Annotated in this window: 11 protein-coding genes; 9 read left to right on the top strand and 2 right to left on the bottom strand. The window is 74.3% G+C overall.

The window, feature by feature from the left end; all coding sequences use genetic code 11:
* The 9 genes from TR48_RS43550 to TR48_RS24180 all read left to right on the top strand — a co-directional run.
* On the top strand, positions 1-1,319 hold a 1,319-nt coding region (locus TR48_RS43550; protein WP_174501732.1), incomplete at its 5' end, for a lantibiotic dehydratase.
* The gene (locus TR48_RS24210; RefSeq protein ID WP_042370856.1) at positions 1,316-2,428 is read left to right on the top strand and encodes a lantibiotic dehydratase C-terminal domain-containing protein; all 1,113 of its coding nucleotides are present in this window, start codon (positions 1,316-1,318) and stop codon (positions 2,426-2,428) included. The genes TR48_RS43550 and TR48_RS24210, both read left to right, overlap by 4 nt.
* Entirely contained in the window at positions 2,425-3,672 is a 1,248-nt protein-coding gene (locus TR48_RS24205; protein ID WP_052442953.1) for a M50 family metallopeptidase, read from the top strand. Before TR48_RS24210 ends, TR48_RS24205 begins: the two co-directional genes overlap by 4 nt.
* The gene (locus tag TR48_RS24200; RefSeq protein ID WP_084729697.1) at positions 3,669-5,678 is read left to right on the top strand and encodes a TOMM precursor leader peptide-binding protein; all 2,010 of its coding nucleotides are present in this window, start codon (positions 3,669-3,671) and stop codon (positions 5,676-5,678) included. Before TR48_RS24205 ends, TR48_RS24200 begins: the two co-directional genes overlap by 4 nt.
* Before the next feature lie 252 nt (positions 5,679-5,930).
* Complete coding sequence (locus TR48_RS24195) at positions 5,931-6,896, top strand: ABC transporter ATP-binding protein (RefSeq protein ID WP_042370854.1); 966 nt, start codon at positions 5,931-5,933, stop codon at positions 6,894-6,896.
* The gene (locus tag TR48_RS24190) at positions 6,893-7,717 is read left to right on the top strand and encodes an ABC transporter permease (RefSeq protein ID WP_084729696.1); all 825 of its coding nucleotides are present in this window, start codon (positions 6,893-6,895) and stop codon (positions 7,715-7,717) included. The genes TR48_RS24195 and TR48_RS24190 overlap by 4 nt, the downstream gene beginning before the upstream one ends.
* 116 nt (positions 7,718-7,833) lie before the next feature.
* A complete protein-coding gene (locus TR48_RS24185; protein WP_042370852.1) occupies positions 7,834-7,995 on the top strand; it encodes a thiazolylpeptide-type bacteriocin in 162 nt (53 codons plus the stop codon).
* Positions 7,996-8,081: 86 nt separating this feature from the next.
* A complete protein-coding gene (locus TR48_RS42245; protein ID WP_152628151.1) occupies positions 8,082-8,243 on the top strand; it encodes a thiazolylpeptide-type bacteriocin in 162 nt (53 codons plus the stop codon).
* 205 nt (positions 8,244-8,448) lie between these two features.
* Entirely contained in the window at positions 8,449-9,228 is a 780-nt protein-coding gene (locus TR48_RS24180; RefSeq protein ID WP_042370850.1) for a VOC family protein, read from the top strand.
* A 101-nt stretch (positions 9,229-9,329) separates the two neighbouring features.
* On the opposite strand, the gene TR48_RS24175 is transcribed toward TR48_RS24180, so the two are convergent.
* The gene (locus tag TR48_RS24175; protein ID WP_201777151.1) at positions 9,330-10,139 is read right to left on the bottom strand and encodes an alpha/beta fold hydrolase; all 810 of its coding nucleotides are present in this window, start codon (positions 10,137-10,139) and stop codon (positions 9,330-9,332) included.
* 68 nt (positions 10,140-10,207) lie between these two features.
* A complete protein-coding gene (locus TR48_RS24170) occupies positions 10,208-10,885 on the bottom strand; it encodes a class I SAM-dependent methyltransferase (RefSeq protein WP_042370847.1) in 678 nt (225 codons plus the stop codon).
* Positions 10,886-10,916 lie beyond the last annotated feature (31 nt).

Below are 10,916 nucleotides of genomic sequence, written 5' to 3'. Positions count from 1 at the left end.
GCGACGACCTGCTCACCCTCGTCCACGACTTCCACGAGGACATCTTCGACCGCTACCTCGACTTCGCCGCCCGCCCCGGCCGCTCCGCCCCGGACGGCGGCCGGCCGCCGGAGGAGAACTGGCTGCGCCAGCCGGAGATCACCGCGATCGACCGCGCCAGGGCCGAACTCACCGAGCGGATGCGGGAGCTGTGGAGCGGCAACCAGGGCGAGAGCCCCGAGCTGTTCCTCACTCCGCAGGCCGTCGCGGCCGCCACCGCGCACCTGGGCGCGCTGCCACGGGCCTTCCAGCCGCAGTCGCACTTCCTGCAGTGGGTCCGGCGCGCGGACGACCCACTGCTGGTCCTGAACAACGCATACGGCGGCCTGGGTTACCCGTTCACCCGGTTCACCCACTGCCTGCGCGACGAGGACGGCGGCGAGGTGGCCGAGGCGCTGCGCGCGCACCTGCGCGCGAACCGGCCCGAAGGGGCGGTGTTCGCGGAGGTCACGGCAGGGGCCGCCACCACCAACCTCAACCTGCACGACCGGCTGACCGACTACGAGATCGTCTGCCCCGGCGAGACCGGCACCGCCGAACCCGACGCCCGCCTCGACCTCGACGACCTCTACGTGGTCCACGACGAGACGGACGACCGACTCGTGCTGCGCTCGCGGCGACTGGACCGCGAGGTCGTGCCGCTCTACCTCGGCTACCTGGTGTCGGTGGCGCTCCCGGAGATCCCGCGCACCCTGCTGCTGCTCTCCCCGGCCTTCCAGGCGCAGTTGGACCCCTGGCGCGGCGTCCCCGAGGGCCCGGCCGTGGACGGCGTGACCACCCGCCCCCGGCTGCGGTACGGCGCGCTGGTGCTCCAGCGGCGCTCCTGGACCGCGGCGGCCGGCTCGCTGCCGCGCCGCGAGGCGGGCGGTGACGAGGCCGAGTGGTACCTGGCGTGGCTGCGCCTGCGTGCCCGCCACGGCCTGCCCGCCCAGGTGTTCGCGCGGATCCGCCAGGACGCCGCAGCCGGCGCCCCGGACCGGGACAAGCCGCAGTACGTCGACTTCGACAGCCCGCTGTCGCTGCTGGCCCTGGACGCCGCCCTGGCCGAGCGCCCCGGACGCGTCGTGTTCGAGGAGATGCTCCCGGCCGGCCACGAGCTGGCGGCCCGCTCCGGAGCGGGCGACCACGTGAGCGAGCTCGTGGTGGAGCTGCTGCCCACGACCGCCGGGCCCGCCGCGCACCCGACACCCCGGACGACCCACACAACACACACAACCCAGGCAACCCTGACGAACGAACCGCCCGAGCCGACCGAGCCGACCGAGGAAGGACTCCGATGAACTCCGTGCACACCGGTCCGCAGCAGGGCGCCGAGGAGACCCGGGGCCACTGGCTGGCCTACCACATCTACTACTCGGCCAGCCCCCGCCCGCTGCTGCTCCAGCTGATCGAGCCCCTCGTCGACGAGCTGACCGACGACGGCCTGCTGGCGGGTCACTTCTTCATCAACTACTGGCTGGAGGGGCCCCACGTCCGGCTGCGCCTGCGCCCCTCCACGCCCGAGGCGGCCCCGGCCGTGCGCGAGCGCACCGAGGCGGCCGTCGCCGCGTTCCTGCGCCGTCGCCCGGCCCTGTACGAGGTGCCGCCCGGCTTCCTGGACGACTACTACGACAAGCTGATGGAGCGGGAGTTCACCCCGGCGCAGCGCACCCGGCTGCTCGGCCCGGACGGCACCATGCGGCTGCGCGACACCAACACCTTCAGCGCCGAGCGCTACCAGCCCGAGTACGGCAAGTACGGCGGCCCGGCGGGCGTGGCGCTCGCGGAGTGGCACTTCGAGCACTCCAGCCGCCTCGTCCTCGACGCCAACCGCACCCTGAACCTGCACCTGCGCCCCGTCGCCCTCGGCTTCGCCGCCCAGGTGATGATGGTCACCGCCGGATGCCTGGTGCGCGACGGCGAGTTGCTGGCCGAGTTCCTCGACGGCTACCACCGCTTCTGGGACGAGTCCTCCGGCAGAGCCGAGACCGCAGGCCAGGGCGACTTCGACCGCGGCTACCGGGCCACCGCCGACTCGCTCGCCCCGCGCATCCGGCGCATCCTCGCCGCGGCCGAGGCAGACGACTTCTCCACCCTGCCCGGCACGCTGCGGGCCTGGGCCGAGCACTGCCGCGAGCTGCGGGCCCGCCTGGTCGACCTGACCGAGCAGGGGCGGATCGCCTTCGCCCCACCGGACCAGGACGAGGAGCCCTGGGACGGCGCCCGGCCCGGCGTCACCGACTTGGCGGTGACCCTGCCGAGGCTGCTCGTCCCCTACCTGCACATGACCAACAACCGGCTGTCGATGACGCTCCAGGACGAGGCCTACCTCGCCTACCTCCTCGCGCGCGCTCTCGCCGAACCCCGAGCTGGGTCCGGCGCGGCCGAGCCGGCCACGGCGGCGTCGTGAACCCCACCGAACCCCGCGCGGCCGCGCCGCGCACCCGCCCCGACATCCTCGTCAGCGCCCCGCTGCTGCGCGGGCACGAGCCCGTACGGCTGCTGCTCGACCCGCGCACCGGCGCCCGGATGGAGCTGTCGCCGAAGGTGCACTTCGTCCTGGACCGGCTCGACGGCGTGCGGACGCTGGAACAGATCGGCGAGGACTACGCCGCCCGGTTCGGGGCCCGGCTCGGCGAGCCGCAGTGGCGCCAACTGCTGGGCCTGTTCTACGGACGCCGTCTGCTGGTCGGCACCGAGACGCAGCTGCCGGCGTCCGCCGCCGCCGTGCCCGCGGCCACCCCGCCGGCGCGCGGGCACTGGGCAGAGGGGCGGCTGCGGCTGGTCGCGGACGGCGACGCGCGCTTCGACGTGCTGCGTCACCTCCCCTCCCCGGCTCGGCACCGGGTCGCGCGCGGAGCCGCCGTGCTGCTCCTGGGCGCGGCGCTCTGCGCCCTGCTTGCGGGCCTCGCCTGGCGGCTCCCGGAACTCACCGCGTCGGCACGGGCGTTGGGCCACCGTCCGGCGATGTTCCTGCTGGTCGCCGTCGCCCTGTGGTTCAGCATGGCGCTCCACGAGGTCGGCCACGCGCTGACCGCTCGGGCGGTCGGGGCCACCGTCGGCGAACTGGGTGTGCGCTGGCGGCTGCCCATGGTCTACCTGTACTGCGACGTGCCCGACGCGCGCTTCCTGTCGCGACGCCGCCAGGTCGCCGTCGCCGCCGCGGGCGCCCTGACCAACCTCGCCGTCCTGCTGCCCGCCTACGGCGGCTGGCTGCTGCTCACGCGGCACGGCGGCAGCCACCCGACGCTCAGCGCGGTCCTGCTCTCGGGCACCGTCGTCGGGCTGGCCAACCTGCTTCCGTTGCCCCCGTTGGACGGCTACCGGATCCTGGAGGCGGTCCTCGGCACGACGCGCCTGGCCCAGGAGACCCGCAGGTTCGTCGCCCGTTCCCTGCCCGGGCGGCGGCCCGGCACGGGTCCGGGGGCCGGCGGCTACCCACGCCGGGCGAGACGGCTCTACCTCGGCTACGCGGCGCTGTGGACGGTCCTGACGGCGGGACTGCTGCTCGCCGTCGCCTGGGCGGTGTTCTCTCTGACGCCCGCCACCGAGCGGCTGCTCACGGCGGTGCTGACGATGCTGGCCACGACCGCGCTGGTGACGCTGCGCGTGGTCCGTCCGGCGCGCCACCGGCAGCGGGAGGCGGGCCGATGACCGTGACCGGTGCCGAGGCATCCGCGCACGCAGCAGCGGCGGCAGTGGTGACGGCGGGTTTCGCCGCCGCCGACCACCCGCTGGCGGCGGCGGGGGAGCGGCTGCGTCTGCTGCTCGCCGACGAGGCCGAACGTCTCGGCCGACCGGCGCCGGACGTGGCCTGGCTCGGCGACGCCGACGCCCTCGCGTCCGCCGCTTCGTACGCCCCTGCGTCCGGCGCTTCGCACGGTCTCGCGGACCGCGCCCGCGCGACCGTCCACCTGGCCGCCGACGCCGTCCTTGTCGGCCCCTGGGGCGGTGACGGGACGGCCGAGGGGACCGCCTGCGGGGTGTGCCTGGCCATGCGTCGGCAGCGGCTGCGCGGCTCAGCCGAGCGCGACGCCCTGGAGACCGGACGTGGCACGACCGCCGCCGCGGCGTGGCCGCTGCCGACCGCCGGGCTCGCCACCGCCGTCCTGGCGGTGCACGAGGCCGTCACCGGCGAAGCGCCGCCCGCGGACGGCCTCACCGGCGGGGACCGGCGGCTACGCCGGGTGACCAGGATCGACCTGGCCACCTGGCACACCGTCACCGTTCCGCTCCTGCCCGAGGCGCTGTGTCCCGTCTGCCGCGAGGCCGATGAGCAGGCCGCCGCGCCGGAGCCCGGACTTGCCCTGCTGCCGCGTCCCCGGCCCGCGCACGCCTACCGGCTGCGGACGCCCGAGGCGTACGCCCTGCCCGCGACCGCTCTGGCCAACCCGGTGTGCGGCGCGCTCGGCGCGGGCACCCGCACCGACCTGACCTCGCCCACCACCGCCCCCGTGGCCGGCGCGGTCCTGCTGCGGACCTCCGGCGGTCTGAACGAGATGACCTGGAGCGGCAAGACCGGCTCCTTCCGGCGCAGCCGCCACCTCGGCCTGCTGGAAGGGCTGGAACGCTACGCGAGCACGCGCCGACAGTCCCTCGCCCCGCCGCTGGTGGCCTCGTACGACAGCCTCGGCGACGCGGCACTGGACCCGCGCGACTGCGGCGTGTACGCGCCGGAGACCTACGCCGCCGAGCAGCGGCTGCAGCCCTTCGACCCGGCGCGGCCCATCCCCTGGGTGCCGGGCTGGTCCCTGCGCGACCAGCGGCCCGTGCTCGTCGCCCGGCGCTCCGCCTACTACTTCGAGGGCAGCGCGGGGGACGACTTCGTCGACGAGTGCTCCAACGGCTGCGCCACCGGCAGCTGCCTCGAGGAGGCCGTCCTGTTCGGGCTGCTGGAGGTCGTCGAACGCGACGCGTTCCTGCTCTCCTGGTACGGCGGCGCGTCCCTGACCGGGATCGACCTCCACGACGGCGCACCGGCCGCGGTACGCGGCATGCTCGATCGGGCCGAGCTCCTCGGCTACCGGCTGCACGTGCTCGACACCCGCGCCGACCTGCCGATCCCCTCGGTCGCGGCCGTCGCCGTGCGGCGCGACGGCGGCCCGGGACACCTCTCCTTCGCCGCCGCGGCGGCGCTGGACCCGGCCGCGGCGGTCGAGTCCGCGCTGGCCGAGACGCTCACCTATCTGCCCGGCCTGGCCGGGCGCGTCTCCGCCCGCACCGACGAACTGGAGGCCATGGCCGAGGACTTCACCCTCGTCCGCCGCCAGGACGACCACCCGGCCCTGTTCGGCCTGCCCCGGATGGCGGCCCACGCCGCCACCTATCTGACGCCCTCGGCAACCGTCCCGCTCGCCTCCCTGGGCGCCGACCGCGGGCAGGGCCAGCGGGCCCCGGAAGGTCCCCTGGACCTGCGGGAGGACGTGCGGCGGTGCTGCGACGCGATCGCGGCCGCCGGCCACGACGTGATCGTGGTCGACCAGACCTCGCACGAGCAGCGCGCGCTCGGCCTGCGCACCGTCCGGGTCATCGCGCCCGGCCTGCTGCCCATGGACTTCGGCTGGTCCCGCCAGCGTGCCCTGCGCCTGCCCAGGCTGCGCGCGGCCCGGCGCGCCGACCCCGACCGGCCCCTGCGGCTGGTCCCGCACCCCTTCTCGTGAGCCCGGCCACCCACCCGAAGGGCCGGAACCACCGAAAGCGCCGGTCAGCCCCGAAACCGCCTCGCTCCGCCCCGATCCGCTCTCCGCCCCGAACCGCCCCGCCCCGCTCCGCCCCGAACCGCCCCGCCTCGCTCCGCCCCGATCCGCTCCGCCCCGAACCGCCCCGATCCGCACCGACACGAAAGCCGACACCGTGACCCAGCGACACCGCACCGGCCCAGCGCCGGCCCCGCGAAGTGGAGAGACGCGCCGATGAACCACGTGCTCGTGCAGGACCTGCGCAAGAGCTACCGCGACAAGGAAGCGGTCCGCGGCGTCGGCTTCCACGTCGAGGCGGGGGAGATCTTCGCGCTGCTCGGACCCAACGGGGCGGGCAAGACCACCACGCTGGAGATCCTCGAGGGCTTCCGTCAGCGCGACGGCGGCACGGTGGAGGTGCTCGGCCGCGACCCGGGCGACCGGGCGCACAGCGGCTGGCTGCGCCGCCATGTCGGCCTGGTGCTCCAGGACATCGCCGTCGAGCCGTACCTGACGGTCCGGGAGACCATCGCCCGCAACGCCGGCTACTACCCCGCACCGCGCCCCGTCGACGAGGTCGTCGCGCTCACCGGCCTCACCGAGAAGAGCCGCACCCGGGTCAAGGACCTCTCCGGCGGCCAGAAGCGCCGCCTGGACCTGGCCCTCGGCATCATCGGCAACCCGCGCCTGCTCTTCCTGGACGAGCCGACCACCGGCTTCGACCCGAACGCCCGCCACGGCGCCTGGGACGTCGTGCGCAACCTCCGCGACACGGGCACGAGCATCCTGCTCACCACCCACTACATGGACGAGGCGCAGGCCCTGGCGGACCGCGTCGCCGTGATCGCCGCCGGGCGGATCGTGGCCACCGGGACCCCGGCGACCATCGGCGGCCGCGACCACGCCCTCAAGCGGATCCGGTTCACCCTCCCGGACGGCTGCTCGCCGGACGACCTGCCGGTCCCGGTCGACGTCGAGGCCGACGGGACCGTCACCGCGTCCGTCGCCGAGCCCACCCGCGTCCTGCACCAGCTCACCGGCTGGGCCCTGGACCGAGGCCTGGTCCTGAACGGTCTGACGGTGGAGCAGCCGAGCCTGGAGGACGTCTACCTCGGCCTCACCGCCGACCACGAGGCTGCCCCCGCCCCCGACACCGAGAAGTCCCCCTTGTCCGCCGCAGGTCACCGGAGCACGCGATGAGCCAGGCCACCACCACCGAACGCCCCGAACGTCCCGCACTCACCCCGCCGATCACCGCTGCGGCCGGGACCGGCCGCCTGCGACTGACGCTGCACCAGATCCGCTACGAGCAACTGTCGTTCTGGCGCAACCCGCAGTCGGTGTTCTTCACCTTCGCACTGCCGGTCATGATCATCGTGATCTTCGGAGCCGTCTTCGGCGGCAACCAGCCCGACAGCTTCTTCTACGGCCTGTCCGGCATGCAGTACTTCACCCCCACCGTGGCCGCCCTGTCGGTCTTCGGCGCCTGCTACGGGCAGCTCGCCGTCTCCCTCTCCATCCGCCGGCAGAACGGCATCCTCAAGCGTCTGCACGCCACCCCGCTGCCCGCCTGGACCTACTTCGCCGGCCTGCTCGCCCACGCGCTCGTCGTCAGCGCCGTCGAGGTCGTCCTGATCACCGTCGTCGGCTACTGCTACGGCGTCCCGCTGCCCGCCCAGTGGGGGGCCACGATCGCCTCGCTGACGCTGGGCGCCGCCAGCTTCTGCGCCCTCGGCGTCGGCGTCTCCTCGCTGATCAGCGACTCCGAAGCGGCGTCGGCGGTGGTGCAGTTCATCCAGTTCCCGCTGATGTTCATCTCCGGCAACTACTTCCCGATCCACTCGGCGCTGCTCGACGACGTGGCCGACGCCCTGCCCATGCGCCCTCTCAACCAGGCCCTGCTCGGGGCCTTCACCGGGCACGGGGGCGTGCCGTGGCGCCAGCTGGCCGTCCTGCTGGCCTGGGGCGTCGTCGGCACCCTCGTGGCCGTGCGCCGCTTCCGCTGGGACACGCGGCGCTGAACGTGACAGCGATGTGTCAGCGATCTGCCAGCACCCCTGCCAGCGGCCGCCGATAGACCTGTTCCAGTTCGTTCCGCAGGCCCGCCGCACGGTGGGCCCCCGCAGAGGAGGACCTCATGTCCAACGTCGACCACAAGGCGCTCGCCTCCCTCAGCCAGGAGATCCTGGAGCTCGAGTCCGAGACCTTCGAGATCACCGACTACGCGGATGCCGCCGAGGTCATGAACGGCTCGACCTGCTCGAGCACCTGCAGCTCCTGCTGCGCCAACAAGGAGTAACACCCGCGCGGTCGGCGGCAGCCCCGTCCCCCGACAGGGCTGCCGCCGACGCCGGTACCGTCCCGACTTCCGCAGAGGAGACCACCATGCACGAGCAGACCACCACCGCGGTGCCGACCCTGGGCAGCGAGATCCTGGAGCTCGAGTCCGAGACCTTCGAGATCACCGACTACGCCGACGCCGCCGAGGTCATGAACGGCACCTGCTCCAGCACCTGCAGTTCCTGCTGCTCCAGCCTCAAGGCCTAGCAGGACCGGGCCCACGAGCCCGCCGCGCGGCCGGTCCGAAGGCCCTCGGGCACGAACCCTCGGGCACGAACCCTCGGGCACGAACCCTCGGGCCGGCCGCCGGCGTGTCGGACGGGGGCTTCCCTCCTTCGTGATGGCGTGTCGTGTGGTGGGCTCCGGTCCGCGGCGGCAGGGTTGCGGAAGACCCCTGCCCCAAGGAGCTTCCATGCCCGAAGTCACCACCCCGTACGCGACCGGCACCCCGTGCTGGATCGACCTGATGGCCCAGGACCAGCAGGCGGCCCTCGACTTCTACCGAGACCTGTTCGGCTGGCAGGGCCAGCCCGGTCCGGCGGAGTTCGGCGGCTACGCCGTGTGCGAGCTCAACGGAAAGGCTGCGGCCGGGATCGGCCCGGCGACGGCGCCCGAGGGCATGCCGGAGCCGCCCACGGTGTGGACCAGCTACCTGGCCACTACCGACGCCCAGGCCACCCAGGAGGCCATCGTCTCCGCGGGCGGCACGCTGCTCGTCCCGGTGGTGGACGTCGGCGAGCTGGGCCGGATGCTGATCGCCTCGGACCCGCAGGGCGCGGTCTTCGGCGTCTGGCAGCCCGGCGAGTTCTTCGGCGCCCAGGTGGTCAACGAGCCCGGCGCGCTCACCTGGAACGAGCTGCACACCAGCGACGTCCTCGCCGCCACCGCGTTCTACGGCGAGGCGTTCGGCATCGAGATCGAGCCGCTGGAGGGCGCGGACTCCTACTGGGAGCTGCGGGTCGGCGGCCGCGCGGTCGGCGGTGCCACTCTGCTGGCGAACGACCCGCCCGGCACCCCCGCCCACTGGCTGAGCTACTTCTCCGTCGACGACGTCGACTCCACCGTCGACGCCCTGGTCAGGAGCGGCGGCACGGTGCTGGCCCCGCCGTTCGACATGATGGCCGGCCGGATGACGGTGGTCGCCGACCCGCAGGGCGCGCCGTTCGCCATGATCAAGCCCACGCCGATGTAGCGCGCCGGGCGAGCGCGCGGCACCCCTTGCCCGCTCGGCCCGTCGGCGGGGCAAGGGGCGGTGCGTGCGGTGTCGCGGTCACCGGGCGGCGAGACGGGCCGTCAGGGCGGCGAACGCGTCCCGCACCGCACCGGGGTTCTCGATCCAGGGGAAGTGGCCGGCCCCGTCGACGGTGTGCCGCAGCACGCCCGGACCCGTGAAGCCCTCGGCCCGCTCCCACACGCGCGGGTCCACGACGTGGTCCTCGGCCCCGCTGAGGACCAGGGTGGGGAGGCCGTCCGGACGCCACGCCACGCCGCGCGGTAGTCGGCGTCGAAGTGCGCGTCCGCCCAGGCGACGGCCTCGTGGCAGTAGGGGAGACCGGCCAGGAGCTTCCGGCCGGTCGTCAGTCCGGCCTCGGTGAAGTTCCACGGCGCGGCGGCCAGGGTGAGGTCCCGCAGCGTGCCGTCGCCGGGCGCGGCGGCGTACAGCTGTGCCGCGTCCTCCAGGCCGGGTACGGGGTGGGCTCCCGCCCACTCCTCGAAGATCGGACGCCATCCGGCGTCGGGCGCGCTGCTGACCAGCACCAGGGCGGACAGGCGGTCTGCGAGGGCGGGAACGGACAGGGCGAACATCCCGCCGGTCGAGTGCCCGACCACGACGCACTGCTCCAGGCCGTCGACGGCCTCGGCGAGAACGTGCGGCCAGTGGTCGAACGGACGGTCGGGGACGGCGGAGTGGCCCCGGTTCGAGCCGTCCCCGGGCAGGTCGACCAGCCAGAGCGTGCCGGGCACGCCGGATGCGTCCGCCAGCCCCGCAAGCGACTCCGAGCCGAGCCCGGGGCCGCCCGGCACGAACAGCCAGTTCCAGGGCCCGGGGGCGGCGGCCACGCGCCGCAGCCGCACCCCCGACGGGGTCCACCGTTCTTCCACCACGACCTCCTCAGACGCTCCGGACCGATTCTGCCTGCCGGTCCGGACAGGTGCGGTGCAGGGTGTGGTCAGGCCGGGCGGCCGGCCCGGTAGTAGCCGACCCGGCCCAGGAACCGGTGACGGCGGGTCGCGACCAGGGTGGCGTCGAGGCCCGCCGTGGCGAGCAGCCGCAGGATGTCGTCGCCGGGCTCGGCGGACTCGGCGCTGAAGTGGCCGGACTTCATCAGGCGACTGGCCAGGTAGCCGTGCGGGCCGTGCTTGGTCCCGGTGAAGTCCACCAGGTGCAGGCTTCCTCCGGGGCGCAGCACCCGCCGCACCTCGGCGGCGGTCGCGGCCTTCGCCTCGTCGTCGAGGTGATGGAGCATCAGCGCCGACAGCACCCGGTCGAAGCCGGCGTCGGAGTAGGGCAGCCGCTGTGCGTAGCCGCGCTCGAAACGGATGCCGTCGAGACCGGCGGCCTTGCGCTCGGCGACGGCGAGGGCGAGCGGATCGGGGTCCGAACCAGTCAGCTCCACGCCGGGGTGGGCGCGCTTGGCGCGCACGGACAGGTTGCCGGTGCCGCAGCCGATCTCCAGCACGCGCAGGCCGTCGGCGAGGCCCACCTGCGCAAGGAGGGTGCGGTGCAGCTCGCCCGCGCCCAGCAGCGCCGTGAGCCGATCGTAGAAGGGCAGGAGCGCGTCGCGCCCGGCGGCGGGCAGGTAGTCGTGAGGCTGTGCGGAAACCGTGGTGGGATGATTCTTCGCCATGCCTCCCATGGTGGTCCCCGGCTCCACTGCG

Source organism: Streptacidiphilus neutrinimicus, assembly GCF_000787815.1.
In the GTDB taxonomy this organism is placed as follows: domain Bacteria; phylum Actinomycetota; class Actinomycetes; order Streptomycetales; family Streptomycetaceae; genus Streptacidiphilus; species Streptacidiphilus neutrinimicus.
This window is presented reverse-complemented; position numbering and strand designations above follow the sequence as displayed.

What these genes read in the sequence shown, in the direction of transcription:
- TR48_RS24190 (WP_084729696.1), top strand. Translation starts at nt 6,893, where the DNA reads ATGAGCCAGGCCACCACCACCGAACGCCCCGAACGTCCCGCACTCACC.
- TR48_RS24170 (WP_042370847.1), bottom strand. Translation starts at nt 10,885, where the DNA reads ATGGCGAAGAATCATCCCACCACGGTTTCCGCACAGCCTCACGACTAC.
- TR48_RS24195 (WP_042370854.1), top strand. Translation starts at nt 5,931, where the DNA reads ATGAACCACGTGCTCGTGCAGGACCTGCGCAAGAGCTACCGCGACAAG.
- TR48_RS24180 (WP_042370850.1), top strand. Translation starts at nt 8,449, where the DNA reads ATGCCCGAAGTCACCACCCCGTACGCGACCGGCACCCCGTGCTGGATC.
- TR48_RS24200 (WP_084729697.1), top strand. Translation starts at nt 3,669, where the DNA reads ATGACCGTGACCGGTGCCGAGGCATCCGCGCACGCAGCAGCGGCGGCA.
- TR48_RS42245 (WP_152628151.1), top strand. Translation starts at nt 8,082, where the DNA reads ATGCACGAGCAGACCACCACCGCGGTGCCGACCCTGGGCAGCGAGATC.
- TR48_RS24185 (WP_042370852.1), top strand. Translation starts at nt 7,834, where the DNA reads ATGTCCAACGTCGACCACAAGGCGCTCGCCTCCCTCAGCCAGGAGATC.
- TR48_RS24210 (WP_042370856.1), top strand. Translation starts at nt 1,316, where the DNA reads ATGAACTCCGTGCACACCGGTCCGCAGCAGGGCGCCGAGGAGACCCGG.